Annotated in this window: 26 protein-coding genes; 11 read left to right on the top strand and 15 right to left on the bottom strand. The window is 72.5% G+C overall.

Annotated features, from left to right (window positions below; translation table 11 throughout):
* Positions 1-22 precede the first annotated feature (22 nt).
* From ACP4IX_RS32715 to ACP4IX_RS32725, 3 genes are all read left to right on the top strand, one after another.
* Positions 23-685, top strand: coding sequence for a DUF4230 domain-containing protein (locus ACP4IX_RS32715; RefSeq protein ID WP_426558143.1), 663 nt, complete (start codon positions 23-25; stop codon positions 683-685).
* A gap of 82 nt (positions 686-767) precedes the next feature.
* Positions 768-1,310 (top strand): VanZ family protein, encoded by a 543-nt coding sequence (locus ACP4IX_RS32720; RefSeq protein ID WP_426519129.1) that lies wholly within the window; start codon positions 768-770, stop codon positions 1,308-1,310.
* A gap of 131 nt (positions 1,311-1,441) precedes the next feature.
* On the top strand, positions 1,442-2,689 hold the full coding sequence (locus ACP4IX_RS32725) for an RICIN domain-containing protein (RefSeq protein ID WP_426558145.1): 1,248 nt from the start codon (positions 1,442-1,444) through the stop codon (positions 2,687-2,689).
* A 15-nt stretch (positions 2,690-2,704) separates the two neighbouring features.
* On the opposite strand, the gene ACP4IX_RS32730 is transcribed toward ACP4IX_RS32725, so the two are convergent.
* Positions 2,705-2,941, bottom strand: a complete 237-nt coding sequence (locus tag ACP4IX_RS32730; RefSeq protein WP_426519133.1) for a hypothetical protein — start codon at positions 2,939-2,941, stop codon at positions 2,705-2,707.
* A gap of 67 nt (positions 2,942-3,008) precedes the next feature.
* A complete protein-coding gene (locus ACP4IX_RS32735) occupies positions 3,009-3,818 on the bottom strand; it encodes an SDR family oxidoreductase (RefSeq protein ID WP_426519135.1) in 810 nt (269 codons plus the stop codon).
* A 189-nt stretch (positions 3,819-4,007) separates the two neighbouring features.
* Between ACP4IX_RS32735 and ACP4IX_RS32740 the strand changes: the two genes are divergently transcribed.
* The 4 genes from ACP4IX_RS32740 (at position 4,008) to ACP4IX_RS32755 (ending at position 8,352) form a co-directional block, all read left to right on the top strand.
* On the top strand, positions 4,008-5,039 hold the full coding sequence (locus ACP4IX_RS32740; protein WP_426519137.1) for a PHP domain-containing protein: 1,032 nt from the start codon (positions 4,008-4,010) through the stop codon (positions 5,037-5,039).
* Positions 5,040-5,106: 67 nt separating this feature from the next.
* Complete coding sequence (locus ACP4IX_RS32745; RefSeq protein WP_426519139.1) at positions 5,107-5,763, top strand: HAD family hydrolase; 657 nt, start codon at positions 5,107-5,109, stop codon at positions 5,761-5,763.
* 61 nt (positions 5,764-5,824) lie between these two features.
* Entirely contained in the window at positions 5,825-7,024 is a 1,200-nt protein-coding gene (locus tag ACP4IX_RS32750) for an FUSC family protein (RefSeq protein WP_426519141.1), read from the top strand.
* 296 nt (positions 7,025-7,320) lie between these two features.
* Positions 7,321-8,352 (top strand): SDR family oxidoreductase, encoded by a 1,032-nt coding sequence (locus tag ACP4IX_RS32755; RefSeq protein ID WP_426558147.1) that lies wholly within the window; start codon positions 7,321-7,323, stop codon positions 8,350-8,352.
* A gap of 121 nt (positions 8,353-8,473) precedes the next feature.
* On the opposite strand, the gene ACP4IX_RS32760 is transcribed toward ACP4IX_RS32755, so the two are convergent.
* Positions 8,474-8,794 (bottom strand): hypothetical protein, encoded by a 321-nt coding sequence (locus tag ACP4IX_RS32760; protein WP_426519145.1) that lies wholly within the window; start codon positions 8,792-8,794, stop codon positions 8,474-8,476.
* 324 nt (positions 8,795-9,118) lie between these two features.
* Between ACP4IX_RS32760 and ACP4IX_RS32765 the strand changes: the two genes are divergently transcribed.
* The 3 genes from ACP4IX_RS32765 to ACP4IX_RS32775 all read left to right on the top strand — a co-directional run bounded on the left by ACP4IX_RS32765 (position 9,119) and on the right by ACP4IX_RS32775 (position 12,098).
* Positions 9,119-9,613 (top strand): FBP domain-containing protein, encoded by a 495-nt coding sequence (locus ACP4IX_RS32765; RefSeq protein ID WP_426519147.1) that lies wholly within the window; start codon positions 9,119-9,121, stop codon positions 9,611-9,613.
* 114 nt (positions 9,614-9,727) lie between these two features.
* Positions 9,728-10,984: an FUSC family protein gene (locus ACP4IX_RS32770; RefSeq protein WP_426519149.1), complete on the top strand. Its 1,257-nt coding sequence runs from the start codon at positions 9,728-9,730 to the stop codon at positions 10,982-10,984.
* A 61-nt stretch (positions 10,985-11,045) separates the two neighbouring features.
* On the top strand, positions 11,046-12,098 hold the full coding sequence (locus ACP4IX_RS32775) for a hypothetical protein (RefSeq protein WP_426519151.1): 1,053 nt from the start codon (positions 11,046-11,048) through the stop codon (positions 12,096-12,098).
* Positions 12,099-12,170: 72 nt separating this feature from the next.
* Here the strand turns inward: ACP4IX_RS32775 and ACP4IX_RS32780 are convergent, their stop codons facing one another.
* The 12 genes from ACP4IX_RS32780 to ACP4IX_RS32835 form a co-directional block, all read right to left on the bottom strand.
* Complete coding sequence (locus ACP4IX_RS32780; RefSeq protein ID WP_426519153.1) at positions 12,171-12,896, bottom strand: DUF2470 domain-containing protein; 726 nt, start codon at positions 12,894-12,896, stop codon at positions 12,171-12,173.
* 174 nt (positions 12,897-13,070) lie between these two features.
* Entirely contained in the window at positions 13,071-13,226 is a 156-nt protein-coding gene (locus ACP4IX_RS32785) for a hypothetical protein (RefSeq protein WP_426558149.1), read from the bottom strand.
* 107 nt (positions 13,227-13,333) lie between these two features.
* Positions 13,334-14,254: an RNA polymerase sigma factor SigJ gene (gene sigJ / locus ACP4IX_RS32790; protein ID WP_426519157.1), complete on the bottom strand. Its 921-nt coding sequence runs from the start codon at positions 14,252-14,254 to the stop codon at positions 13,334-13,336.
* 4 nt (positions 14,255-14,258) lie between these two features.
* Positions 14,259-15,002 (bottom strand): PIG-L deacetylase family protein, encoded by a 744-nt coding sequence (locus tag ACP4IX_RS32795; RefSeq protein ID WP_426519159.1) that lies wholly within the window; start codon positions 15,000-15,002, stop codon positions 14,259-14,261.
* A 56-nt stretch (positions 15,003-15,058) separates the two neighbouring features.
* Complete coding sequence (locus ACP4IX_RS32800) at positions 15,059-16,360, bottom strand: alpha/beta fold hydrolase (protein ID WP_426519161.1); 1,302 nt, start codon at positions 16,358-16,360, stop codon at positions 15,059-15,061.
* Between the two features lie 128 nt (positions 16,361-16,488).
* Positions 16,489-17,514, bottom strand: coding sequence for a LacI family DNA-binding transcriptional regulator (locus ACP4IX_RS32805; protein WP_426519163.1), 1,026 nt, complete (start codon positions 17,512-17,514; stop codon positions 16,489-16,491).
* A 100-nt stretch (positions 17,515-17,614) separates the two neighbouring features.
* The gene (locus ACP4IX_RS32810) at positions 17,615-19,033 is read right to left on the bottom strand and encodes a BNR repeat-containing protein (RefSeq protein ID WP_426558151.1); all 1,419 of its coding nucleotides are present in this window, start codon (positions 19,031-19,033) and stop codon (positions 17,615-17,617) included.
* A gap of 41 nt (positions 19,034-19,074) precedes the next feature.
* Positions 19,075-19,395 (bottom strand): L-rhamnose mutarotase, encoded by a 321-nt coding sequence (locus ACP4IX_RS32815; RefSeq protein WP_426519167.1) that lies wholly within the window; start codon positions 19,393-19,395, stop codon positions 19,075-19,077.
* Between the two features lie 17 nt (positions 19,396-19,412).
* Positions 19,413-20,495 (bottom strand): rhamnose ABC transporter substrate-binding protein, encoded by a 1,083-nt coding sequence (rhaS, locus tag ACP4IX_RS32820; protein ID WP_426558153.1) that lies wholly within the window; start codon positions 20,493-20,495, stop codon positions 19,413-19,415.
* A 32-nt stretch (positions 20,496-20,527) separates the two neighbouring features.
* Positions 20,528-21,559, bottom strand: coding sequence for an ABC transporter permease (locus ACP4IX_RS32825; protein WP_426519171.1), 1,032 nt, complete (start codon positions 21,557-21,559; stop codon positions 20,528-20,530).
* Positions 21,552-22,592 (bottom strand): ABC transporter permease, encoded by a 1,041-nt coding sequence (locus ACP4IX_RS32830; protein ID WP_426519173.1) that lies wholly within the window; start codon positions 22,590-22,592, stop codon positions 21,552-21,554. The genes ACP4IX_RS32825 and ACP4IX_RS32830 overlap by 8 nt, the downstream gene beginning before the upstream one ends.
* Before the next feature lie 172 nt (positions 22,593-22,764).
* Positions 22,765-24,282, bottom strand: a complete 1,518-nt coding sequence (locus tag ACP4IX_RS32835; RefSeq protein WP_426519175.1) for a sugar ABC transporter ATP-binding protein — start codon at positions 24,280-24,282, stop codon at positions 22,765-22,767.
* A 275-nt stretch (positions 24,283-24,557) separates the two neighbouring features.
* Here ACP4IX_RS32835 and rhaI point away from each other — a divergent pair, with 275 nt between their 5' ends.
* Complete coding sequence (gene rhaI / locus ACP4IX_RS32840) at positions 24,558-25,718, top strand: L-rhamnose isomerase (RefSeq protein ID WP_426519177.1); 1,161 nt, start codon at positions 24,558-24,560, stop codon at positions 25,716-25,718.
* Positions 25,719-25,734: the final 16 nt, after the last annotated feature.

A 25,734-nucleotide genomic window follows, 5' to 3' on the forward strand; every position in this document is an offset into this window, starting at 1 on the left:
AGCAGGAAGGAGGGCCGTCGCCATGACGACTCCCGTCAGGAAGCTCCCCCGGCACTTGCCCGGCTGGGCGAAGCTGCTGAGTGTGTTCGTGCTGGTCCTCGTCGTGCTGTTCGCGGGATTCCGGCTGAGCCTCGTACCGGGGCTGAAGGACGTGTTCGGCAGCGAGACCCACGACCGCTCGGGCCCCGCGCTGCTGGAATCGGTCCAGGACCTCAGCCGTTACGAGGCCGCCTCCGGCACCTTCCAGGTCGTCGTGGACCTGGAGAAGGACGCGAAGTTCCTGCCGGACGCGGTCCGGGGCACCCGCACCCTGTACGTCGGCGCGGGCACCGTCGACGCCCACGTCGACCTCGGGAAGGTCGGCGAGGACGACGTGACGGTCGACGGCGACCGCACCGCGGCCACGCTCCGGCTGCCGCACGCCGCGCTCGGCGAGCCGGCCCTCGACCCCGAGCGCTCCTACGCCGTGTCCAAGCAGCGCGGGCTCCTCGACCGCCTCGGCGACCTGTTCTCGGACAACCCGAACGGCGAACAGGCCGTGCGGAAGCTCGCCGCCCGGCACATCGCCGACGCCGCGAAGGACAGCGAGCTGAAGGCGCGCGCGGAGAGCAACACCACGGCGATGCTCAAGGGCCTGCTGCACTCCCTCGGCTTCGAGCAGGTACGGGTGACCTACGGGTCCTGAGGGGCAGGAACCACACCTCATCCCCGCCGTGTCCGCGGGCAACCGCCTCAGCACACGGGGAGCTTGACGACTGGAGGACCGAATGGCTCGTGCCGCCTCACGGCCGCGCTCCCTGCCGCGCCGCCCCCGCACCGCCAGGGCCGAGGACGCCGGCCTGCGCGAACGGCGCCCGCTCGCCCTTCCGTTGCGCCTGCTGGCGGTGGCGTGCGCGTTCGTCTTCATGGTGGCGTTCGCGGTGGTGCTGGCGCGGCTGACGCTGCACCCCTCGCCCGCCTCGGAGGCGCTGACCCACACCAACATGCGTCCCGGCAGCTCGCTGCGGGCCTATCTGGACCAGCCGGCGCTGCGGGACGCCGGGAAGCAGATCGGCGGCAACCTGCTGCTGGGCGTGCCGTTCGGCGTGCTGGTGCCGCTCGTCGCCCCGCGCACGCGGGGCCTGCTGAGGGTGCTGCTGCTGACGGCCGTGGTGATGCTGCTGGTGGAGTTCGCGCAGGGCGCCCTGGTCACCGGGCGGGCCTTCGACATCGACGACGTCATCCTCAACACCACGGGCGCGCTGGCCGGTTACCTGCTCCTGGGCCGGCGGATGAGCCGCGCGGTGCACGCGCGCCGGCCCCGCGACTGAGAGGGGGAAGGTGGTCCGTACCAAGGTATTGACCACCTCGTGCCCCAGCCCTTGAATCAAGAGGCATCGCCCTTGTCCCCCCACCTCGGTCGGCGCTCCCGTCCCCGGGACGCCGTACGGAAGGGAGAGCCGTGGCCCGCCCACGCCTGCTCCGCAGATGCCTCCTCGCCGCCGCCCTGTCCGCCGGGCTGGCCGCCTCCCTCGTGACCGGACCCGCGCAGGCGGAACCCGGCGCCGCCCGGGCCGCCGACGCCCCGGCCGCCGCCGTGACGTTCTCCGACACCTTCGACGGGCCGGCCGGCGCGGCCGTCGACTCCTCGAAATGGCAGATCGAGACCGGCGACAACGTCAACAACCACGAGCGGCAGTACTACACCTCCGGCAACAAGAACGCGGCGCTGGACGGCCAGGGGCACCTGGTCATCACCGCGCGCAAGGAGAATCCGGCGAACCACCAGTGCTGGTACGGCACCTGCCAGTACACCTCCGCACGGCTCAACACCTCGGGGAAGTTCACGGCGCAGTACGGGCACGTCGAGGCCCGGATGAAGGTGCCGCGCGGGCAGGGCATGTGGCCCGCGTTCTGGATGCTCGGCACCCCGGTGAACTGGCCGGACTCCGGCGAGATCGACATCATGGAGAACGTCGGTTTCGAACCCTCCACCGTGCACGGCACCCTCCACGGCCCCGGCTACTCCGGCTCCGGCGGCATCGGCGCCGGCTACACCCTTCCGGGCGGTCAGGCCTTCGCGGACGGCTTCCACACCTTCGCCGTCGACTGGGCTCCCGACTCGATCACCTGGTCGGTGGACGGCACCGTCTACCAGCGGCGCACCCCGGCCGATCTGGGCGGGAAGCAGTGGGTGTTCAACAAGCCGTACTTCCTGATCCTCAACCTCGCGGTCGGCGGCTACTGGCCCGGCGACCCGGACGCCTCCACGGTCTTCCCGCAGTCGCTGGTGGTCGACCACGTGTCGGTGACGACGAGCGACTCGGGAACGGGCGGCCCCATCCGCGGCCTGGCCGGCACGTGTGTGGACGTCGCCGCGGCGAACACAGCCAACGGCACCCCCGTACAGCTCTACGACTGCAACGGCACCGCGGCCCAGCGGTGGACGGTGGGCTCCGACGGAACGGTCCGGGCGCTGGGCAAGTGCCTGGACGTGAGCGCCGGCGGCACGGCGGACGGCACCGTGGTGCAGCTGTGGGACTGCAACGGCAGCGCGGCCCAGCGGTGGGTCGTCACCGGGGCGCGCGACATCGTCAATCCGCAGGCCGACAAGTGCCTCGACGCCACCGGCAATAGCTCGGCCAACGGCACCCGGCTGCAGATCTGGACCTGCACGGGCGGCGCCAACCAGAAGTGGACGGTGGGCTGAGACCTCGGACCGGCGTCAGCGCAGCGTCCAGGTGAACTTGTCGCCGCCCACCCAGCGGACCACGTCCGGGTCGTCCAGGTCGTGGACCGTGATGCCGAAGGCGGCGGCGGCCTCCAGTACGTCGGTGACCGCCTTGGCCTCGCCGACCACCTGCCCGTCGATCTCCACGATCCGGAACGGCGGAGTGCCCGGCTGCACCCGGAGCACGAGAATCCGCGGACTGCCGATGTGCGGGGTGTCGATTTCGGTCATGCAATCGAGGGTAGGCCGCAACCCGCGGTAGTGGCCGGGCGAGCGGACCACCGGGCGGAACGGTCCCTCAGGGCCGCCGCCAGTCGTCGCTCGCCAGATGGGATCCGGCCATCGGTCCCATCCGGAGCATGCCGCCGTCCACGCTCCAGGACGCGCCGGTGACGTACGAGCCGTCGGGGCCGGCGAGGAAGGCGATCACGGCGGCGACCTCGCGGGCGTCGCCGGGCCGGCCGAGAGGCACGCCGGGGCGGCGCTCGGTGTGCGGGTCGGTGTCCTCCTGGCCGGTCATGGGCGTGGCGATCTCGCCGGGCGCCACCGCGTTGACGGTGATGCCGTGCTCGGCGAGCTCGATCGCCATGACCTGGGTGAGCAGGCCGAGGCCGCCCTTGGCCGCGCAGTACGGGGCGGCGCCCACCCGGGGCTGGTGCTCGTGGACGGAGGTCACGTTGACGATCCGGCCGCCCCCGCCCTGCTCGATCATGCGCCGGGCCGCCCTCTGGCCGCACAGGAAGGGGCCGGCGAGGTCCACGTCGAGGACGTGCCGCAGATCGTCCAGTCCCAGGTCGAGGAAGGGCGTGGCGGTTCCCGTACCGGCGTTGTTGACGAGGACGTCGATCCGGCCGAGCCGCTCGCACAGCTCGTCGACCGTGTCCGCGGCCTCGGGCAGCCTGGTCAGGTCCACCCGGGCGGTCTCGGCCCGGCGGCCCAGGGCACGGACCTCCTCGGCGGTCCGCTCGGCGCCCTCCTCGTCGTGGTGCCAGGTGATGCCGACGTCCATTCCCGCCTCGGCCAGGCGTACGGCGGCGGCGCGGCCGATGCCGGAGTCGGAGCCGGTGACGACTGCGACCTCGGCGTCGGACGGGCTGGGGCTGGACATGGAGGCCTCCTCTTCGGCGCTGCTCGGCTCCGTCGCCGCTCGGTCGTGTCGCGCCGCCGCACGGAGCGGTGCGCGGGGCATCGCAGTACCCGGTGCGGCAGACACGAAACCGCCCCCGCCCCGTGGTGCGGGTACCGGGGCGCTGGGGAACCCTGGACGTGCCGGAGGAGGCCGCAGCAGGAGGTGGCGATGGAACCCGTCGAGGCGCTGGAGCGGATCGCCTTCCTGCTGGAGCGGTCCCAGGCGCCGACGTACCGTGTCCGCGCCTTCCGCACCGCGGCCCGGGTGCTCGGTGAGCTGACCGCCGCCGAGCTGCGCGAGCGGGCCGGTTCGCTGGAGTCGCTGAAGGGCGTCGGCCCCAGGACGGCGCAGGTGGCGCGCGAGGCACTGGACGGGCAGGTGCCCGGCTACCTGGAGAAGCTGGAGGGCGAGGCCGGGGCCCCGCTCGCCCGGGGCGGTGAGCGGCTGCGGGAGCGGCTGCGCGGCGACTGCCATCTGCACTCCGACTGGTCCGACGGGGGCAGTCCGATCGAGGAGATGGGCCGGGCCGCGGCGGCGCTCGGGCACGAGTGGGCCGCGCTGACGGACCACTCGCCGCGGCTGACGGTCGCGCGCGGCCTGTCCCCCGAGCGGCTGCGCGAGCAGCTGGACGTGGTGACGGGGCTGAACGAGACCTGGGCGCCGTTCAGGCTGCTGACCGGCATCGAGTGCGACATCCTCGACGACGGTTCGCTGGACCAGGAACCCGAACTGCTGGATCGGCTCGACGTCGTGGTGGTGTCCGTGCACTCCAAGCTGCGGATGGACGCCCGCGCGATGACCCGCCGCATGGTGACCGCCGTCCGTGATCCGCACGCGGACGTCCTGGGCCACTGCACCGGGCGGCTGCTGACCGGGCGGGGGCGGCCGGAGTCGCGGTTCGACGCCGACGAGGTGTTCGCCGCCTGCGCGGAGTCCGGCACGGCCGTGGAGATCAACAGCCGGCCGGAGCGGCTCGATCCGCCGCGGCGGCTGCTGCGCCGGGCGGTGGACGCGGGCGTGCTGTTCTCCATCGACACCGACGCCCACGCGCCCGGCCAGCTGGACTGGCAGATCCACGGCTGCGCGCGGGCGGAGGAGTGCGGGGTGCCCGCGGAGCGCGTGGTCACCACGTGGTCCCTGGACGATCTGCTGGCCTGGACGCGGGAGGGCCGTACACCGTCCGGAGTGGCGGGCCGCTGACGTGGTACCCGCCGGGCCATCCACGGACCGGGGACGAACCGGGAACGGACCACGAAAGGAACAGTGCATGGAACGGGCGGCCGTGTTCGACGTCGACGGAACCCTCGTCGACACCAATCATCTGCACGTGACGACCTGGTGGGAGGCGTTCCGGCAGGCCGGACACCAGGTGCCGATGCACGCCGTCCACCGGGCGGTGGGCCTCGCCTCCACCGACCTCATCGGGCACCTGCTGGGCGAGGACCGGGACACGGACCAGGACGCTCGGCTGAGCGCCGCCCACAAGGCGCTGTACGGGCAGTACTTCGACCGCCTGCCGGCGCTGCCGGACGCCGGGGAACTGCTGCGCCGCCTGGCCGGCGACGGCTGGAAGGTGGTCCTCGCCACCTCCGCGGGCGGCCCGGAGCTGGAGGCGCTGCGGCGGGCGATCGACGCGGACGACGCGATCGCCGCCACCGCGAGCGCCGACGACGTCGACGCGGGCAAGCCGGCGCCCGAGCCGGTGGAGCACGCCCTGGACCTGGCCGGGGTGCCGGCCGAGCGGGCGGTCTTCGTCGGCGACACCGTCTGGGACATGCGCGCGGGCAGCCGGGCCGGAGTGCGCTGCGTGGCGGTGCTCTGCGGCGGTCTGCCCCGCGCCGACCTGGAGGAGGCGGGCGCGGACGCGGTCTACGCCGACCCGGCCGACCTGCTGGCCTCCCTGAAGCAGAGCCCGTTCGGATGAGCCGCCGTGCCGTACCTCACACCGGGGAAGGCCGGCCCGTCACGCGGATACCCGGCGCCGTATGACCGCTGTGACGAGTACGGTCCGGGAGGTGCTCCGGGGACGGCGGCCGGTGACCGCGGTGTGGCGGGAGGCGTGTGCCGTCGGGCGCTCCGTCCGGGCCGCCTGGCAGGGGCCGGGGCGGGAACGCGACCTGGTCGTGCAGTCGTTGAAGGCCGCGGGCGCGGCGCTGATCGCCTGGGCCGTGGCGGGCGTCTGGCTGAACGATCCGATGGCGCTGATGGCCCCCTGGGTCGCGCTGGTCCTCGTACAGGCCACGGTCTACAGCTCGGTGCGGCAGGCCGGGCAGCAGTTCACGGCGATCTGCGCCGGGGCGCTGATGGCGTCGGCGGCGCAGGCGATCACCAACGACATCACCGCGGCGCTGGCGCTGTCCCTGCCGCTGCTGATGCTGATCGCGAACTGGTCGCGCTTCGGGCAGCAGGGCATCTACACGGCCACCACCGCGGTGTTCGTCCTGGCCTCCGGCACGGCGGTGTCCGCCTCCGCGGTCGGGCACCGGGTGGGACAGGCGGCGCTCGGCGCGGTCATCGGCGTCGCGGTCAACGCCTTCGTACTGCCACCGATCCACCTGAGGGACGTCAGCGAGAACCTCGCGGCGCTGGCCCGGGAGGCGGGCGACGTCCTGCACTCCGTCGCGGCCGATCTGCGGGAGACCGAGTGGGACGCGCAGACCGCGGCCGGCTGGACGAGCGGCGCCGCGCGGCTGCAGCGTCGGCTGGAGGCCCTGGAGTCGGCCCGGGCCTGGAGCCGGGAGAGCCTGCGCCTCACCTCCGGCCCCCTGCGCAAGCTGCACCGCGCGCCCACCCCCGTCCCGCCCGAGGACGAGGACCAGCGGTGGAGTCACGTCACCGGCAACATCACGGCGCTGACCCGGACACTGGCGGTGGCGGCCGACGAGCACCGGACGCCCGCCCCGCCCGAGGGCCCGGTGCTGGACCTGTACGCGCGGCTGTTGAAGCTGATCGGCGACTCCTGTCACACCGAGTCCGGCCGTCTGCTCGGCGAAACCGCCCCGTCCCGCCCGCAGGAGGCGACGGAGGAGACCGAGGCGACGATGGAGGAACTGCACCGGCGGTTGCAGGAGGGGCTGCGGGAGCACGCCGGGCAGGAAGCCGCGCGGACGGCGGTCCTCGGCACACTGCTGCTGCAGGCCGAGAACCTGTGGGCCGAGGTCGTGCCCGAGCCCCGGCAGCAGTGACACACATCACCCCAAAACATGACACACGGATGGAACACCGGCAGGGCCTTCCCCGTTGAAGAGGGCGTGGGTACGGACGGGACAGTGTCCCCGGGCCTCACCTATTGCCCACAGGGACGATCGTTCGGCTGAAGCCCTGTGGAGCCCTTCGCCGAGAGGCGACCGCCGTCCGTATCCACCTCGTACCGCCCCGATCGTGATTCCCCCGTCACGGTCGGGGCTTCTCCTTGCGTGCCTGCCCTGCGGGGCGGGTACCCGGTGACCTCCGTACGGCAGGCGGCCGAGAGGAGCGCAAGGTGAGCAGCGCAACGGGCAGCAGGATCGTGGTCACGGGTGCCACCGGCAACGTGGGCACCAGCGTGGTGCGGCTCCTGTCGGAGGATCCGGGGGTCGCGTCGGTGCTGGGGCTGGCCCGGCGGATCCCCCCGTGGTCGCCCCCGAAGACGGAGTGGGCCGCGGTCGATCTGGCCTCGGAGCAGGCCGACCTGACCGGGCACTTCGCCGGTGCCGACGCCGTGGTGCATCTGGCCTGGGCGTTCCAGCCGACGCACGACCCGGCGACGACCTGGCGCACGAACGTACTCGGCTCCATCCGGGTCTTCGAGGCGGTGGCCGCCACCGGGGTGCCGGCACTGGTGCACGCCTCGTCGGTCGGCGCGTACTCGCCGGGACCGAAGGACCGCGCGGTGGACGAGTCCTGGCCGACGCACGGCTGGCCGGACGCCGCGTACTGCCGGGAGAAGGCCTATCTGGAGCGCGCCCTGGACACCTTCGAGCGGGACCACCCGGGAATCCGGGTGGTCCGGATGCGGCCGGCCTTCCTCTTCAAGCGGGAGTCGGCGAGCGAGCAGCGCCGGATCTTCGGCGGCAGGTTCCTGCCGGGTCCGATGGCGCGTCCGGAGCTCCTGCCCTTCCTGCCGGACGTTCCCGGCCTGCGGGTCCAGGCCCTGCACACCGACGACGGGGCGAACGCGTACCGGCTGGCGGCACGCTCCGAGGACGCCCGGGGTCCGTTCAACCTCGCGGCCGAGCCGCCGGTCGACGCCGGGCTGCTCGGCGACATGATCGGCGTGCGACCGGTGCGGCTGCCCCGCACCGCGGCCCGCTCGGCGATCGCCGCCGCGTGGGGACTGCGTCTGCTGCCCGCCTCCCCGCACCTGTTCGACGCGGTGCTCCGGCTGCCGCTCATGGACTGTACGCGGGCGCGGGCCGAACTGGGCTGGCGTCCGGAGCATACGGCCACGGAGGTGCTGGAGGAGTTCCTGCGGGGCCTCCAGCAGGGTGCGGGCGCGGCTACGGAACCGCTGCGCGGGCGCAAGGTCGGCTGAAGCGCGGGCCCCGTCATCCGAATGGCCCGAGCCGGACGGGCCGGGCCGTTCGGGCCGTCCGCGTCAGCACTCACAGCCCGTCAGACTCAGCCCGTCAGCCGCCTCAGCCCGTCACACAACGTCAGCCGGAGGACTCGTCGGGCACCGGATGCTCCGGATGTACCGCGGCCGAGTGCGGTGCGCCCTGCCGGCCCGTCCCCGCTTCGTCCGTGTCGGGCACGTCGGCGGCGGGCCCGGTCGACGGTTCCGCCCTGTCGTCACCGGCGCCGTCGTCGGCTTCGTCGCCCTGGTCGCCCTCGGGACGCTGGCCCTGTTCGAGCTGCTCGCGCGTGGGCGCCGCGGCCTCCCACGGGTCGTCGCCGGTGCCGGCCTGCTGGTCGGGCATGTCCCGCGGAACGGGGGCACCGTTCTCGCCCGGTCCTTCGAGGCGGTGGTCGGTCACGGCGCACTCCCTTTCCGCGGTCCTCCTGGTCGTCCGGGCGACTTCGGGTACCTCCGCGGTGACCGGCGAAACCTCCGTGCGGCGCCCGCTCCTCGAGCCGTGCGCCACCTGGGAACCGGGTCCTCGGAGACCGGTTCGGGGCGTCGGCCACCGGGTGCGGAGAAGCCGGCCGGCGGCCGGATCGCGGCGTGGTTCCCGCCGGGAAACGCGCGCTCGCCGAAATCCACTGGCACCGCCTCCCCACGCCTATCTACGCTAGGTGAAAACCTAGGGACCCTAGGTTCAGCACTGTCGAACATCGATACGCAAGTGGAGTTTCCTCCCATGAGAGCACTCACCGAGCAGGACATCCGCGGCTCCTTCATCAACTGCTCGAAGGGCGAGGCCAAGCGCCTGGCCGTCCCCCGCGATCTCGGCGAGCGCCCCTGGGACGATCTCGACTTCCTGGGCTGGCGGGACCCCGGGGCGCCCGACCGCAGCTACCTGGTCACCGACCACGGCGAGCGCCTCGTCGGAGTGGCCCTGCGGTTCCAGCAGGCTCAGCGCGGCTTCTTCCAGCGCAGCATGTGCGCGCTGTGCCTGACCACCCATCCCCGGGGCGGGGTGGCGCTGATGACCGCACGCAAGGCCGGCCCGGCCGGCCGCGAGGGCAATTCGGTCGGCCTGTACATGTGCACCGACCTCGCCTGCCCCCTGTACCTGCGGGGCAAGAAGGTACCGGAGGGCGGCGCCCGCTTCGAGGAGAGCCTCAGCCTGGAGGAACAGATCACCCGGACCCTGGGGAACCTGTCCGCCTTCCTCGCCAAGGTGACCGCCTGACGTTCACGGATGGCCGCCGGCGTACGGCGCGTGAGAACCACTCCTGCCCCCTTTGTCCGGCTACCGTCCTGTCCGGATACGTTCGAGGCGCCCGGGGAAGGGAACAGCCCGAGGATGCGGGATGTACGTGAGAGTGCGGCGGCGGCTCTGCGGCGGGTGAAGTGGCTCAGGGACCCCATGGTGGTGCAGGCGCTGCGATCCGCCGCCGCTGCCTCGATCGCCTATGTCATCGCGGTGCGGCTGACCCCCGACAAGTCGGCGGCGCCACTGACCGCGCCGCTCACCGCGCTGCTGGTCGTCCAGGTCACCCTGTACGCCACGCTCAAGATGAGCTTCCGCCGCGTGAACGCCGTGGTGGCCGGCGTCCTGGTCGCCATCGCCTTCAGCCAGCTGGTCGGGCTGAGCTGGTGGAGTCTGGCCCTGGTGATCGTGGCGGCGCTGGGCGTGGGGCACCTCGTGCGGGCGCACGAGTTCGTGGCCGAGGTGGCGATCAGCGCGATGCTGGTGCTCGGTGTGACCTCGCACGGCAGCCTGGCATGGGCCCGGGTGGTGGAGACCCTGATCGGGGCGATCGTCGGGCTGACCTTCAACCTGATCCTCGCCCCTCCGGTGTGGGTGGAGCAGGCCGGCGAGTCCATCGAGGGGCTGGCCCGGCGGGTGCGGCAGCTGATGCTGCGCATGGGTGAGGAGGCCGCCGACAGCACGCCGTTCCACGAGGCGGCGGCCCGACTGCACGAGGCACGCCGCCTCGACCACGACATCGGCGAGGTGGACGAGGACCTCCGCCAGGCCGAGGACAGCCTGCGGCTCAATCCCCGGGTACGCGAGGGACTGCTCCACCGGGTCGTGCTGCGCACCGGTCTGGACACCCTGGAGATCTGCACGGTGGTGATGCGGGTCCTCGCGCGCACCTTCACCGACCTCGCGAAGGAACGCGAACCGGAGCCCCTGTTCCCGCCGGAGACGGGGGCCACCGTCCAGCAGCTGCTGTCCGAGATCGCCGACGCCGTGGTCAGCTTCGCGGTCCTGGTCACCACCAGCGTCAGCGAGAACGCCGAGTCCGCCGAGGAACGCCTCTCCACCGAGCTGCGGCAGGCCGCGGTCACCCGGGACAGGCTGGCCCGGCTGCTCCTGACGGAGGTGCAGCGCAGCCCCCTGCACTGGCAGTTGCACGGCGCGGTACTGACCGAGGTCAACCGCATCATCGACGAGCTGGACACCGAGCACCGCTCTCGCCGGCTCCTGGAGGAACTGGACCACCACACGCGCGAGCTGCGCGAACGCATGCCGCGGCTGACCCGACTCCGGGACCGGGTACGGTCCCTGCTCCGGAAGCGGAACCGCAGCGCCGCCGGACGTCGTTCCACGTGAGGAGCGGTGTGGGGCGACCGGCAGATCCCCGCACCGGAAGACGGGAAGAGGAGGCGTACGGATGAGCGACACGAGCGTGCGGATCGACGGGAACAGGCTGCTGCTGCCGGGCGGTGCGGCGGTGCGCTTCATCCGCACCCTGCGGCTGCCCGAGACGGGCACCCACCCGCTGCCGCCGGGGCTCGGCGAGTTCCCCGTCCGCCGGGTCTCCGACTACGCCGGCACCGTGCCCGAGGCCTGGCGGGCGCGCGGCGGCGTCATGCTGCCGGTCTACCTGCGCGAGGCCATGTGGCTGAGTTTCGCCGGCACGAAGGAGCCCGCGGCGCTCCAGGTCGGGGTGGGCAAGGTGTGCGCGGTCTCGGGCAGGCCCTGGAGCGACCGGCTGACCCGAGATCCGCAGAACTACGTGGTGCTCCCCCGTCAGCCCTGGCTGGACGGCATCAACTCCGGGACGGGCACGGTCCGCCAGTTCGTGGCGGTGCCGCTCGGCATGGGGGCGACCGTCGAGGGCCAGGTCACCGGCGAGGAGGTCTGGGGCGGCGTCCAGTTGCAGGCCTTCCCGCTGGGCGAGGCGGAGCTGGCCCGCTGGCGCGAGGAGGAGCGGCGCCGGGCCGAAGCGGCACGCAGGGCCGCCCGGTCGGGCGGCGCCTTCGGGGCCGCGATGCCGATGTCGGCCCCGGCCGCCCCGGGCTCGGCCCCGGCCCGCTCCGGCGTGGCCCGGGCCCGGTCCGCGCCGGCGATGGGACTCGGTGTCGGAGGGTCCATGCGTCAGGAGGTCTACCGCGACGAAAGGCCACTGACGGACTGGGCCGAGCGGCCCGCGGGCCGGGTCTTCGTGCACCTGGTCACGCCGCCGGAGTGGCGGCGCATCACCGGCGAGACGCCACCGCCGTCCCCCGTGGACCGGGCCGCGTACACGCAGGCCGGCCTGCCCTGGTACGACTACTACGACCAGGACGCCCTCGACCTCCCGCCCACCGGTCCGCTCCAGGGCGTCAAGCCGGTCGGGGACTGGATCGGGGACGACCACGAGCCGTGGCAGACGCCCGCACAGCAGCAGGTCCGGCCGCTCAAGGACGCACCGGGCGCACCGGTGGAGGACGGGGACTGGTAGGCACGGGGGCCCGGTTGGCCGGCGACGGCGGACATCGGACGGCGGGAAGAGCCCTTCGCCTCAGCCTTCGTGTCAGCCGTCGCCGTCCGTGCGCTGCCGTTGCAGGGCCCGGGGGCGGGAGGCGGCGCCCGCCTGCGCCAGGAGCACGTGCATTCGCTCCGTGAGCTGCGCGATGTCGTCGGCGGGCGCGTGGAAGGGCAGTCGTACGTCGCCGTGGGCGCCGGCACGCTCGATGCGCAGCGTCAGTCCGTGCCGGTCGACGGCGAGCGGCCGCACCCGGACCGCGCCGTGCAGACTGTCGGCGTCGACGAGCCGGGTCAGCCGTTCCACCGCGTCGCCGTGGCAGTCGGCGAGGTGGGTCAGCAGCCGGGCCTCGGCCAGGGCCAGCGGATCGGGTCCGGCGGAGGCGAACTCCTCGAGGCCGACCACAACCGCACCGGAGGGCTGCCGCAGCACCACACGCGTGGGCGTGAACGCCACGTGGCCGTCCTCCGGGGCGAACCGGCCCGCGAGCCAGAGCCGGGCCCTGATCCGGCCCCGCACCGGGACGGGCGCCACGTCGGCGAACTCCAGCACGGCGGTCGGCTCTCCGCGTGGCGCGCAGATCGCCGCCGCGAGCAGGGCGCTGTCCTCGGGCACGTGCAGGAGCACCCGTCCGTCGTCGGACACGGTGTGCGCGCCGACGAACTCCTCGCGGCCGCCTTCCGCGGTCACCGCGCAGGACCAGGCGGCGGCGAGTACGGAGCGGGCCTGCTCCGCCGCGGCAGGCGCGGCCGTCCAGGTGTGGCTGTCGCCCATCCCCAACCTCCGTCGTCAATTCGGTGGGCAATTCATTAGGTAAGGCTCACCTAACTTATAGGAGATCGAGGTGTGCGCCAACCGGGACGCGTGATTCTTTGCGAGACCTTTCAGCGCGCCCGGGGGCGCATTTCAGCGGCTTGTGCGCGCGTTCCGGAGTGCAACGGGGGTGCTTCACGGCGCGAGGGCGCCCAGCAGGGTCCGTGCGCACGGGTCGCGCGCCTGCTCCCGGCCCGGCTCGGGATCCGGCAGCCACTGCACCGCGACCCGGAGGTGTGGGGGGCCGGACGCCGAGCGGTTCGACCCGGACCGCTTCGACTCCGAGGACATCGCCTCAGGGTCCCGCAGGTCAGGTCCGCGGCGCGGCTGCGGGGCTGCGGGCCGCGCGGGTCCGCAGCCCCGCAGCCGCGCGTGGATGCCGCAGCGGTGGTCGCCGGTCAGGCCTCCAGTGCGGAAAGGTCCAGGCGGGCCAGACGCTCGGGGTCGGACAGGATGTACAGGCCGGTGATGAGTCCGTCGGCGACGGTGACGTAGGTGACGGACTGCGGGCGTCCCCCGGACACGGCGACGGTGCCGACCGCGCCGTTGACCAGCACGACGCGGGCGAGCCCGGCAAGATGACGGAAGTGGAACGCCCCGGTGGCGACCGTCCGCGCCCCCCGCACCACCTTCGACGCCGCCACGCCGCTCGCCGCCGCGCCCGCGTCGGCTCGCAGCACCACGTCCGGGTGGAGGACGGACACCAGCGCCTCGAAGTCGCCGGCGCGGCTCGCGGCCAGAAAGGCCTCGACCGCCCGGCGCTGCCGGCCGAGGTCGGGTTCGGCGGCGGGGGTGGCGTCGCGCACCCGGCGCCGGGCCCGGCTGGCCAGTTGCCGGGTGGCTGCCGGGCTGCGCTCGACGACCCGCGCGATGTCGTCGAAGGGCACGGCGAACATGTCGTGCAGGACGAACGCCAGCCGCTCGGCCGGCTCCAGGGTCTCCAGTACCACGAGCAACGCGATGCCCACCGAGTCGGTGTGCAGCACCTCCTGCTCGGGGTCGGCCTGCGGCAGGGCCCGCACCACGGGATCCGGCACGAAGGTGTCGAAGCCCTCGGTCATCGGTTCCTCGCGGCGCGCGGTGCGTGAGCGCAGCAGGTCCAGGCAGATCCGGCCGGTCACCGTGGTCAGCCAGGCGCCCAGGTTGTCGATGCCGTCCCCGCCGGAGCGATCGAGCCGCAGCCAGGCCTCCTGCACGGCGTCCTCCGCCTCGGCGAGCGAGCCGAGCATGCGGTAGGCCACCGCCTCGAGCTGCCCGCGGTGCTCCTCGAACCGCTCCGCCAGACGCTGCCGCCCCTGCACGTCCCGCTCCCCCGCCATGTCGCTACCGCCCGAAGACTTCGAAGGTCACCGCCGGTTTCCCGCCGAACCGCTCCCCGGCGGCCTCGGCGAACCCGACGAGGAATCCGCGCACATACGTCTCCGGGTCCTCGTCGGTCAGCCCCTCGATGTACGTGCGGTGGGCGAGCAGGGAGCGGACGGCACGCTCCAGCCCCGGTGTGGCGTCCACGGCGTGCGTGGGCGAGGCGGAACCGGCGACGGCGACCCAGCGCACGCCGTCCCAGGGTTCGAGGCCCCGCTCGGTCAGCTCCGGGAAGATCCACCGGTTGCCCGCGTCGCCCGCCGCGTCGAGCGTGGCGCGGCCGACGGCAACGTGGTCCGGGGTGTTCCAGGCGACGCCGCCCCAGGTGTCCCGGTGGTTGAGCGTGACGACCAGCTCGGGCCGGTGCCGGCGGATCGCGGCGGCGATGTCGCGGCGCAGGGCGGTGCCGTACTCGATGACGCCGTCCCGGTGGTCGAGGAACTCCACCTCGCTCACCCCGACGACGGCCGCGCTCGCCCGCTGTTCCCGCTCCCGCAGCGGGCCGCACTCGGCGGGCGCCAGCGTGTCGATGCCCGCCTCGCCCCGGGTGGCGAGGACATAGGCGACCTCGCGGCCCTCGTCGGTCCAGGCCGCGACAGCCGCCGAGCAGCCGTACTCCAGGTCGTCCGGGTGGGCGACGACGGCCAGGGCGCGCCGCCAGTCGCCGGGCATGGGCTCCAGCTGCGTGATCGTCGGCTCGGTCATGTCCGCACACTAACGCGAGCCGCCGACATCCCGCCGCGTGTTTCGAGCGTCGCCGTTCAGGCCTCGTCGCGGGCGAGCGCGAGCAGCCGGTCCAGGACGCGCGGGCCCCCGGCCCGTACGCCGTCGTGCTCGAACTCGTCGGTGACCCAGGTGCGCAGGCCGCGGATCGCGCGGGCGGTGGTCAGCGCGTGGCCGGTGTCGACGTACATGTCGTCGTGGTAGACGGCCGCGGCGGCCGGCACCTCGTTGGCGGCGAGCCGGGCGGGGTCGTACAGGGGGGTCCAGTCGGTGCGGGCGGCGAGCAGCTCGGCGGTCTCGCGCAGCGGGCGCAGGGCCGGGTCGCAGTCGAACATCCACGGGTGGATCGACTCACCGGTGAACATCAGCGGTTCGTCGCCGGCGAGGGCCTTGGCGGCGTCGAAGCGCGGGAACTCGGCACGGACCCGCTCGGCCGACCAGCCGGTGGGACGCGCGTCCTGGGCGTAGATGGCCTCGTGGACAAGGGCGTAGAGCGGGTGGCCGGCGTACGACAGCAGGCCCTGCGCCTGCTCCTGGAACGCGTCGGACAGCTCGTGGCCCCGCGGGGTGCGGACGAAGGCGTCCTCCAGGAGGAAGTGCAGGCGGTGGCTGCCCTCGCCGCCGCCGAGGAGGATGCCGAGCGACTGGAAGGCCTCGACGGTGAGCCGGTAGCCGTTCGGCAGGACCACGTCGTGGGCGAGCAGGTGGTCGGCGATACGGCGGGCGCGCTCGACGTCCTGCGGGTAGCGGGCGTAGTGCGCGGCGACCTTGCGCTCGATGCGGGGGTAGGCGGCCCGGTAGACGTCGTCGGCGTGGGCGTCCAGGGAGGGCAGGCCCCCGGTGATCAGGGCGGTGTTCAGGCCCTCCGGAGCGAGCGACAGGTAGGCGACGGTGCAGAAGCCGCCGAAGCTCTGGCCGAGGACGGTCCAGGGGGCGCCGCCGGTGACCCGGGGTCGGATGGCCTCGCAGTCGCGGACGATGGCGTCGGCACGGAAGTGGGTGAGGTGGTCGGCCTGCTCGGCGGGGCCGCCGCGCAGCGGGAGCGTCTGGCGGTTGGCGGGCGTGGAGGCGCCGGTGCCGCGCTGGTCGAGGAGGAGGACGCGGTACTCCTTCAGGGCGCGGCCGAGCCAGGCGGGACGTCCGATGAAACGGTTCGCCCCGAAGCCCGGGCCGCCCTGGAGGTAGACCAGCCACGGCAGGTCCTGGTGTGCCTTGTCGCTCGCGACGACCTCACGCGCGTACAGCTCGATCGTCTCCCCGGAGGGATTCGCGTGGTCGAGGGGCACGGTGAAGCGGCGGTCGGTGAGGACGACGCCGGGCTGGCGGTAGCTGACGCTCAACGGGGCTCCCGGGACGGAGGGACCGTACGGACGGATCGTACGGGTGGATCTTTCGGCCGTGTCCCAGTTCAGCACATGGTTCTGCGGCCGCCGACCCGCGGGATCACGAATTCGTACTGAATGACGGGTCAGCGGGCGGCGAGGCTGGAGCGCCGCACCACCAGTTCCGGCTGGAGCACGACCCGCCGGTGCGGGTGGACCCGGTCCGAACCCGCCAGTTCCGTCTCCTCCAGGAGCAGCTCGGCGGCCATGGCGCCCATGGTGACGGCGGGCTGGCGCACGGAGGTGAGCGGGACGGCCGCGGCGGCGGCGAACTCGATGTCGTCGTAGCCGACGATCGCCAGGTCGTCGGGAACGCCGACCCCGGCGGCGTACATGGCCTGCAGGACGCCGAGGGCGAGCAGGTCGTTGGCGCAGAAGACGGCGGTGGGCCGGTCCGCGAGGCCGAGGAGGCGGGCGCCGGCGTCCCGGCCCGCGGCGACGTCGAGCCGCTCGGTGGGCAGTTCGCGCAGCGCGCCGGGGCCGAGTCCGGCCTCGGCGAGCGCCTGCAGGGCGCCGGTACGGCGGTCGTGCACCTGGTTGAGGCCGGGCGGGCCGCTGACGTAGGCGATGGAGCGGTGCCCGGCGTCCACCAGGTGGCGCACGGCCAGGGCGCCGCCGGCGACGTCGTCGACGGAGACCGAGCACTCGGTGGTGCCCTCGGCGACGCGGTCGACCAGCACGAAGGGGATGTGGTGGCGCCGGAAGCCCTCGATGTTGCGGCCGGTGGCATCGGCCGGGGTCAGCAGGACGCCCCGGACCCGCTGCTCGGCGAAGAGGGAGAGGTACTCGGCCTCCTCCCCCGGGTTCTGGGCGCTGTTGCAGACCATCACACCGAGCCCTGCGTCGCGCGCGGCCCGCTCGGCGCCGCGGGCGACGTCGACGAAGAAGGGGTTGCCCATGTCCAGGACGAGCAGCCCCATTATCCGGCTGCGGCCCGCGCGCAGCTGGCGCGCGGACTCGCTGCGGACGTAGCCGAGCCGGTCGATCGCGGACAGCACGCGTGCGCGGGTCTCGGTCGCGACGGTGTCGGGGCGGTTGATGACGTTGGAGACCGTGCCCACGGATACTCCGGCGGCGCGGGCGACGTCCTTGATACCCACCGAATGGGCCATCGGGCAGGGACCTCCAGGGTCGGGCTGGGAAGCGTGCGCCAGGGACGCGGGGCGGCGGGGAGACCTTCACATTACCCGCGCCGCCCGGGGAGGACGTCCGTCAGGCGGGCAGCCGGAAGTCGGCGACGTGGAGCGCCGAGGGCGTGGTGCCACGGGACCTCTCCTGGTACATCACCGACAGCACGCCGTCCTGCGCGATGCGCGTCTCGTCGATCAGGACCTCGCCGAAGGCGTTCAGTCCGGCGCCGTCGTACAGGAGCCGCCAGTCGGTGTACCCGGACTCCTGGGAGGCACCGGCGATCCTGCCGTACGGGAGGACCGCGTAGGCGTTGTCGTGCCGGTCCAGGACCAACCGGGTGCGCTGGCTGGAGTTCAGCGGTACCGGTATCTCGGTCTTGCGCCAGGTGCCGGAGGTGTCCTTGCGGAGGTGGAAGGCGCGGCCGTGCGCGGTGCGGTCGGCGACGTAGTCGGTGGTGCACCGGCCGAAGCGGCCGGGGACGTAGGAGATGATCGCGTGCGGCCGGCCGGCGGAGTCGGTGTACTGGCTCTCCTGGTTCATCAGGGAGTGGTCGGGGTTCAGCGGGTCCACCACCAGGCCGCGGTCGGTGACGGAGACCTTGTCGGTGCCGCCGGTGGTGCCGACGACCCGGCCGGCGTCGTTGCGCCAGGTGCGGCCCCGGTCGTCGGAGTGGACGTAGCCGGTGTCGTGGTTGGTGATGCCGCCGCCGGAGCACATCACGGCGCTGTTCTGCTCGCGCCAGGTGAAGAAGGCGTGCAGGCGGCCCCTGCGGTCGTAGTCGATGCCGTGCAGGTACATGTTGCGGGCGTCCGAGGAGCCGTGCTCGCCGCGGTAGGTGCCGGTGGAGCTCGACCACTCCCCCAGCGCGGTCCACCGGTGGCCGTCGTACTCGGCCAGCCCGTTGCGGCCGTTGCCGGAGACACCGGCACGGTAGCTCAGCTGGAGCCGTCCCTCGGGGGTGGCGACGAACTGGGGGTAGGTGAACCGCGGGGTGAGGGTGAGCCCGTCGAGCGTGGACTGCGGGGCGCCGAAGCGGTCCGCGGTCCAGCTCAGCCCGGCGGGGTCGTCGAGGAGTCCGGCGACGGACTTGACGTAGGTGAAGCCGTCGCTGTGGGAGTCCATGGTGAGGTGCAGGCGCCCGTCGGTCCGGGAGACGCCCATGGAGATCACGTTGTGGGAGTCGTCGTACCGCAGGGTGTGGCCCACCTTCACGGTCCGCCAGGTGCCCGACCCGAGGGCGCGGCGGGCGACGACGGCGTTGCGGTCTGCGGTGTACCAGGCGGCGTACTGGTGGCCCTTGTGGGTGAGGAGTCCGTTCTTCTGGAAGGAGTTGTTGTTGACCAGGCCGTCGTACGAGACGAAGTAGATCGCCCGGCTGTCGAGCGTGGTACGGCCGGCGGGGGTGACCGAGGGGCCGGGGGCGGTGGCAGCGCGCGCGGTGCCGGCGGTCGTCAGCACGGGGACGGCGAGGGCGCCGGTGAGGAAGGTACGTCGTCGCATCACGAGGGGGACTCCGTTCTCGGACGAGCCTCGGGTGGGTCTCAGGCGAGGTGGAACACTTCGGTGAGCGGTTTCATCGCCTCGTCGGGGCGGGCCCCGTCGAGGGACTCGAAGAGGGGCCCCATCTCCGCCTGCCAGCGGGCGTTGACCTCGGTGGCCTCCATGCCGGCCCGGGCCGCCTCGAAGTCCTCCGTCTCCAGGTAGCCGACGAGCAGGCCGTCGTCGCGCAGGAAGAGCGAGTAGTTGTGCCAGCCGGTGGCGGTGAGTGCCTCGCACATCTCCGGCCACACGGCCGCGTGGCGCTCGCGGTAATCGGCGATCCGGTCCTTGCGGACCTTGAGCAGGAAACAGACGCGCTGCATGAAGTACCACTCCCTGACTAGAAGTCGAACTGGTCGATGTTCTTCGCGTTGAACACGGTCGGCTTGCCGAGGTTGATCACGCCGTCCTCGCCGATGGTGTACTCGCCCATGGCGCCGGCCTGGAAGGTCTCGCCCTCCTTGCCGGTGATCTGTCCGGAGGCCAGCGCGACGGCGGTGCGCGCGGCCAGTTCGCCGAGCCTGGCCGGGTCCCACAGCTCGAACGCCTCGACGGTGCCGTTCTTGACGTACTTGCGCATGTCGTTGGGGGTGCCGAGGCCGGTCAGCTTGACCTTGCCCTTGTACTTGGAGCCGGACAGGTACTGGGCGGCGGCCTTGATGCCGACGGTGGTCGGGGAGATGATCCCCTTCAGGTCCGGGTGCTCCTGGAGCAGGCCCTGGGTCTGCTGGAAGGACTGCTGGGCGTCGTCGTTCCCGTAGGCCACCTTGACCAGCTCGATGTCCTTGTACTTCGGGTCCTTCAGCTCGTCCTTCATGATCTCGATCCAGGCGTTCTGGTTCGTCGCGGTCTGCGCGGCGGACAGGATCGCGATCTCGCCCTTGTAGCCGATCTGCTCGGCGAGCAACTGCACCTCGGTACGGCCGAGGTCGTCGGCGGACGCCTGGGAGATGAAGGCGTTGCGGCACTCCGGCTTGGTGTCGGAGTCGTAGGTGACGACCTTGATGCCGTTCTTCATGGCCTGCTTGAGCGCGGTGCACAGGGCGCCCGGGTCCTGCGCGGAGACGGCCATCGCGTCGACCTGCTGCTGGGTGAGGGTGTTGACGTAGGAGACCTGGCCGGCGGTGTCGGTGGCGCTGGAGGGGCCGACCTCCTTGTAGGTGGAGCCGAGTTCCTCCAGGGCCTTCTCGCCGCCCTTGTCGGCGACGGTGAAGTAGGGGTTGTTGACCTGCTTGGGCAGGAAGCCGACGGTCAGGCCCTTCTTGGTCTCGGCGTTCGGGTCGGCCTTGCCCGCGGTGGCGGCCGCGCCGCCCTCGTTCTCGACGTCCTCCTTGGTGGTGCCGCCGCAGGCGGTGGCGGCCAGGGCGAGGGAGGTGACGGCGGCGAGGGCCGCGCAGGTGCGGCGGATCGACGGCTTGCGCATGGTGGGGTCCTTACGAGGGTGGGCGGAGCCGGTCACGGGGTGGGGGCGGGCGCCTTGGGCGGGGGCGCCGATGCCGCCCTGCGTCCGGCCCTGGCGACGGAGATCTGCCGTGCGACGCGGGGGCCGAGCACGGAGACGACGAGCAGGACGCCGGTGACGACGATCTGCGACTGGGCTGAGACGTCCTGGAGGCTCATCACGTTCTGCAACGCCCCGAGCAGGAACACCCCGGCGATCGCGCCGCCGAGCGTGCCCTTGCCGCCGTCGAAGTCGATGCCGCCGAGGAGTACCGCGGCGACGACGGAGAGTTCGAGGCCGGTGGCGTTGTCGTAGCGGGCGCTGGCGTAGTGCAGGGCCCAGAAGACGCCGGTGAGGGCGGACATCAGGCCGGTCAGGGTGAACAGGATCAGCTTCTGCCGCCTGACCCGGATGCCGGCGAAGCGCGCCGCCTCCTCGCCGGCGCCGATGGCGAACAGCGACCGGCCGAACGGCGTGGCGTGCAGGGCGACCACGGCGATGGCGAGCAGCACCAGGAACGGCAGGAAGGCGTACGGGACGAAGGTGCCGCCGATGCGTCCGGCCGCGAAGTCCAGGTACGGGGAGGGGAAGTCGGTCACCGCGTCGGAGCCGAGCACGATCTGGGCGATGCCCCGGTAGGCGGCCATCGTGCCGATGGTGACGGCGAGGGAGGGCAGGCCGAGCCGGGTGACCAGCAAGCCGTTGACCAGGCCGCACACGACACCGAGCAGCAGGCAGACCGGGATGATCGTCTCGATGGCCATGCCCTGGTTCCACAGGGCGCCCATCACCGCGCCGGACAGGCCCGCGGTGGAGGCGACCGACAGGTCGATCTCGCCGGAGACGACCAGCAGGGTCATCGGGAGGGCGATGAGCGCGATGGGGAGGGTGTTGCCGATCAGGAAGGACAGGTTCAGGGAGTTGCCGAAGCCGTCGACGAAGCCGAAGGAGAGGAGGAGGACGACGACGAGGAGCGCGCCCACGGCTCCGTCCCACCTCAAGGAGGCGGACCGGCGGACGGCGCGCGTCAGGGAGCGGTCAGCCATGGCGGGCGTTCCTCTTCTTCAGGGCGGTGGCCACCCGCAGCGCGACGATCCGGTCGACGGCGATGGCGAGGATGAGCAGGATGCCGTTGATGGCCAGCACCCACACGGAGCTGACGCCGAGGGCGGGCAGCACGCTGTTGACCGAGGTCAGCAGCAGCGCGCCGAGGGCGGCGCCGTAGACGCTGCCGGAGCCGCCGGTGAAGACGACGCCGCCCACGACGACGGCGCTGACGACGGTCAGTTCGTAGCCGGTGCCGGTGCCGGAGTCGACGTTGCCGAACCGGGCCAGGTACAGGGCTCCGGCGAGACCGGCGAGGGCGCCGCAGAAGGTGTACGCGGTGAGGATGCGCCCGCGGACCGGGATGCCGGCCAGCCGGGCGGCCTCCGGGTTGGAGCCCAGCGCGTACAGCTCGCGTCCGCTGCCGAAGTGCTTGAGGTAGTACGCGGTGGCGACGAGCACGGCGAGGGCGATCATCGCCGGCCACGGCACCGCGCTCAGGCCGCCGGAGCCGAACTCGACGAAGCCGCCGGGCAGGTCGGCCGCGGTGATCTGGCGGGAGCCGACCCAGATGGAGTCGATGCCGCGGATGATGTAGAGGGTGCCGAGGGTGACGACCAGCGCGGGCACCTGACCGAGGCTGACCAGCAGACCGTTGAGCAGGCCGAAGCCGACGCCCATCAGCACCGCGAGGAACACGGCCACGACGGGGTTTCCGCCGCCCTGGAGGTACGTACCGGCGGCGAAGGCGCTGATGCCGAGGGTGGAGCCGACCGAGAGGTCGACGTTGCGGGTGATGACGACCAGGGACTGGCCGGTGGCGACCAGGACCAGGATGGTCGCGTTCAGCAGCAGGTCCTTGATGCCCTGCTCGGACAGGAACTCGCTGTTCCCGGCCTGGGTGACGGCGATCATCACCAGGAAGACGAGCAGGATGGCCAGTTCCCGCATCTTGAAGACGCGGTCGACGAGCCGGGTGGCGCCGGCCCCGGGCGCGTCGGCGACGGGGGCCTGGTCGGGTGCGGTGACCGTCATGCGGCGGCCCTCCCGGTGGCGTGCGGGGTCACGAGGGAGGCACTCCCGGCGGTCGTGCGGCGGCCTCCTCCGTGAGGCGCGGAGGTCACGGCGGAGGCACTCCCGGCGGCGGTCACACGACGGCCCTCCCCATGACGTGCCCAGGGCACGACGGAGGCACTCCCGGCGGCGGTCACGCGGCGGCCCTCCCCGTGGCTGCGGCCATCACGGTCTCCTCGGTGGCGTCGGTACGGGGGATCTCGGCGGTCAGACGGCCCTCGTGCATCACCAGGACGCGGTCGGCCATCCCGAGGACCTCCGGCAGGTCGGAGGAGATCATCAGGACGGCCACGCCGTCGGCGGCCAGCGCGCTCAGCAGCCGGTGCACCTCGGCCTTGGTGCCGACGTCGATGCCGCGGGTCGGCTCGTCGACGATCAGCACCTTGGGGCCGGTGGCCAGCCACTTGGCCAGGACGACCTTCTGCTGGTTGCCGCCGGAGAGGGTGGAGACGGTGTCGGCGATGCGGGCGTACTTCACCTGGAGTCTGACGGCCCAGTCGAGGGAGCGGCTGCGTTCGGCGCCACGGTCCATCAGTCCGGCCTTCACGGTCGTGCGCAGCCCGGTGAGGCCGATGTTGCGTTCGATGGACATGTCCATCACCAGGCCCTGGGCGCGCCGGTCCTCGGGGACGAGGGCGAGTCCGGCGGCCATCGCCGTGGACGGGGCGCCGTTGACGAGGAGCTTGCCGTCGACCTCCACCTCCCCGGCGTCCCACCGGTCGACGCCGAACACGGCGCGGGCGACCTCGGTGCGTCCGGCGCCGACCAGTCCGGCGAGGCCGACGATCTCACCGCGCCGTACGTCGAAGGAGACGTCGGTGAAGACGCCCTCCCGGGTCAGCCGGCGCACGCTGAGGGCGACCTCGCCGGGACGGACCTCCTGCTTGGGGTAGAGCTCGTCGAGGTCGCGGCCGACCATGCGGCGGACCAGGTCGTCCTCGGTCATGCCGTCCAGCGGCTCGGCGGCGATCCGGGCGCCGTCGCGCAGGGTGGTGACCCGTCGGCAGATCTCGAAGATCTCCTCCAGGCGGTGCGAGATGAACAGCACGGCGGCGCCCTGGTCGCGCAGGGTGCGCACGACGCCGAACAGGCGGGCCACCTCGCTGCCGGTGAGGGCGGCGGTCGGCTCGTCCATGATCAGGACGCGGGCGTCGAAGGAGAGGGCCTTGGCGATCTCCACGATCTGCTGGTCCGCGATGGACAGGCCGCGCGCGGGACGGTCGGGGTCGAGTTCGACGCCGAGCCGCCGCATCAGGCCGGCGGTGGCGGCGTGGGTCGCCTTGTGGTCGATGCGGCCGAGGGCGCGCCGGGGCTGCCGGCCCATGAAGATGTTCTCGGCGATCGACAGGTCCGGGAAGAGGGTCGGCTCCTGGTAGATCACGGCGATGCCCGCGTCGCGGGCGTCACCGGGACCGTGGAAGACCACCGGCGCACCGTCGAGGAGCACCTGGCCGGCGTCCGGCCGGTGCACTCCGGCGAGCGTCTTGATGAGGGTCGACTTGCCGGCACCGTTCTCGCCGGCGAGGGCGTGCACCTCGCCGGGGAACAGTTCCAGGGAGACGTCCCGCAGGGCGCGGACCGCGCCGAAGGACTTGGAGACGTCCCTGAGCGCCAGAACCGGGGCCGTACCCGTGTCGGACGGGTGGGTCATGAGGGCTCCTCGACGACGCCGGGCGGGACGGCCCTCACGGCGTCGTGAAAGGTTTCAACTGGGTTGCCGGGACGTTAGGCAGGCAGGGCATGTCACGTCAATGGGGCGGCATCGAAAAAGTTTCGATAATCGAAGGTCACGACCGAGTCACGAAGGGGCGGCTCGAGCAGAAGGGTTGACACCCCTTCGGGCGACTCATAACTTCGCGTTCTGAATCGTTTCACACATGGTCGTACTCAAGGTGGGTTGCGACCCGATGCCACAGGAGCGCCGAAGTGACCGAGCTCGCCGCGGTGAAGGCCGCGCTCAAGACCCAGGCAGTCGAGACTCCGTCGTGGGCGTACGGGAACTCGGGCACCCGGTTCAAGGTGTTCGCCCAACCGGGCGTGCCGCGCGACCCGTTCGAGAAACTGGACGACGCGGCGAAGGTGCACGAGTTCACCGGCGTGGCCCCGACCGTCGCCCTGCACATTCCGTGGGACAAGGTCGACGACTACGCCGCGCTGGCGGCGCACGCCGAGGACCGGGGCGTACGGATCGGCGCGATCAACTCCAACACCTTCCAGGACGACGACTACAGGCTGGGCAGCATCTGCCACCCCGACGCGGCGGTGCGCAGGAAGGCCGTCGACCACCTGGTGGAGTGCGTCGACATCATGGACGCCACCGGGTCGCGGGACCTGAAGCTGTGGTTCGCCGACGGCACGAACTATCCCGGGCAGGACGACGTACGGTCCCGGCAGGACCGGCTTGCCGAAGGGCTGGCGGAGGTGTACGGGCGGCTCGGTGAGGGGCAGCGGATGCTGCTGGAGTACAAGCTCTTCGAGCCGGCGTTCTACACGACGGACGTGCCGGACTGGGGCACGGCGTACGCCCACTGTCTGAAGCTGGGTGAGAAGGCGCAGGTCGTGGTGGACACGGGACATCACGCGCCGGGCACGAACATCGAGTTCATCGTGGCGACGCTGCTGCGGGAGGGGAAGCTCGGCGGGTTCGACTTCAACTCGCGGTTCTACGCGGACGACGACCTGATGGTCGGGGCCGCCGACCCGTTCCAGTTGTTCCGGATCATGTACGAGGTGGTGCGCGGGGGCGGGTTCACCTCCGACGTGGCGTTCATGCTCGACCAGTGCCACAACATCGAGGCGAAGATCCCCGCGATCATCCGGTCGGTGATGAACGTGCAGGAGGCCACGGCCAAGGCGTTGCTGGTCGACGCGGAGGCGCTGTCCGCCGCGCAGGCTTCGGGGGACGTGCTGGAGGCCAACGCCGTGCTGATGGACGCGTACGACACGGACGTGCGTCCGTTGCTTCGTGAGGTGCGTGAGGAGATGGGGCTCTCCCCGGATCCCATGGCGGCGTACCGCGCGTGCGGCTGGGCGGAGAAGGTCGTCGCCGAGCGGGTCGGCGGGCAGCAGGCGGGGTGGGGCGCCTAGGCCGTACGCACCTGCC

The organism is Streptomyces sp. WG5 (assembly GCF_049974565.1).
Taxonomy (GTDB): domain Bacteria; phylum Actinomycetota; class Actinomycetes; order Streptomycetales; family Streptomycetaceae; genus Streptomyces.

Bases quoted from the DNA above. Each gene is read 5' to 3' on its own strand.
- ACP4IX_RS32715 (WP_426558143.1), top strand. From the start codon at position 23: ATGACGACTCCCGTCAGGAAGCTCCCCCGGCACTTGCCCGGCTGGGCG.
- ACP4IX_RS32720 (WP_426519129.1), top strand. From the start codon at position 768: ATGGCTCGTGCCGCCTCACGGCCGCGCTCCCTGCCGCGCCGCCCCCGC.
- ACP4IX_RS32730 (WP_426519133.1), bottom strand. From the start codon at position 2,941: ATGACCGAAATCGACACCCCGCACATCGGCAGTCCGCGGATTCTCGTG.
- ACP4IX_RS32735 (WP_426519135.1), bottom strand. From the start codon at position 3,818: ATGTCCAGCCCCAGCCCGTCCGACGCCGAGGTCGCAGTCGTCACCGGC.
- ACP4IX_RS32740 (WP_426519137.1), top strand. From the start codon at position 4,008: ATGGAACCCGTCGAGGCGCTGGAGCGGATCGCCTTCCTGCTGGAGCGG.
- ACP4IX_RS32745 (WP_426519139.1), top strand. From the start codon at position 5,107: ATGGAACGGGCGGCCGTGTTCGACGTCGACGGAACCCTCGTCGACACC.
- ACP4IX_RS32750 (WP_426519141.1), top strand. From the start codon at position 5,825: ATGACCGCTGTGACGAGTACGGTCCGGGAGGTGCTCCGGGGACGGCGG.
- ACP4IX_RS32765 (WP_426519147.1), top strand. From the start codon at position 9,119: ATGAGAGCACTCACCGAGCAGGACATCCGCGGCTCCTTCATCAACTGC.
- ACP4IX_RS32770 (WP_426519149.1), top strand. From the start codon at position 9,728: ATGCGGGATGTACGTGAGAGTGCGGCGGCGGCTCTGCGGCGGGTGAAG.
- ACP4IX_RS32775 (WP_426519151.1), top strand. From the start codon at position 11,046: ATGAGCGACACGAGCGTGCGGATCGACGGGAACAGGCTGCTGCTGCCG.
- ACP4IX_RS32780 (WP_426519153.1), bottom strand. From the start codon at position 12,896: ATGGGCGACAGCCACACCTGGACGGCCGCGCCTGCCGCGGCGGAGCAG.
- ACP4IX_RS32785 (WP_426558149.1), bottom strand. From the start codon at position 13,226: ATGTCCTCGGAGTCGAAGCGGTCCGGGTCGAACCGCTCGGCGTCCGGC.
- sigJ (WP_426519157.1), bottom strand. From the start codon at position 14,254: ATGGCGGGGGAGCGGGACGTGCAGGGGCGGCAGCGTCTGGCGGAGCGG.
- ACP4IX_RS32795 (WP_426519159.1), bottom strand. From the start codon at position 15,002: ATGACCGAGCCGACGATCACGCAGCTGGAGCCCATGCCCGGCGACTGG.
- ACP4IX_RS32805 (WP_426519163.1), bottom strand. From the start codon at position 17,514: ATGGCCCATTCGGTGGGTATCAAGGACGTCGCCCGCGCCGCCGGAGTA.
- ACP4IX_RS32810 (WP_426558151.1), bottom strand. From the start codon at position 19,033: ATGCGACGACGTACCTTCCTCACCGGCGCCCTCGCCGTCCCCGTGCTG.
- ACP4IX_RS32815 (WP_426519167.1), bottom strand. From the start codon at position 19,395: ATGCAGCGCGTCTGTTTCCTGCTCAAGGTCCGCAAGGACCGGATCGCC.
- rhaS (WP_426558153.1), bottom strand. From the start codon at position 20,495: ATGCGCAAGCCGTCGATCCGCCGCACCTGCGCGGCCCTCGCCGCCGTC.
- ACP4IX_RS32825 (WP_426519171.1), bottom strand. From the start codon at position 21,559: ATGGCTGACCGCTCCCTGACGCGCGCCGTCCGCCGGTCCGCCTCCTTG.
- ACP4IX_RS32830 (WP_426519173.1), bottom strand. From the start codon at position 22,592: ATGACGGTCACCGCACCCGACCAGGCCCCCGTCGCCGACGCGCCCGGG.
- ACP4IX_RS32835 (WP_426519175.1), bottom strand. From the start codon at position 24,282: ATGACCCACCCGTCCGACACGGGTACGGCCCCGGTTCTGGCGCTCAGG.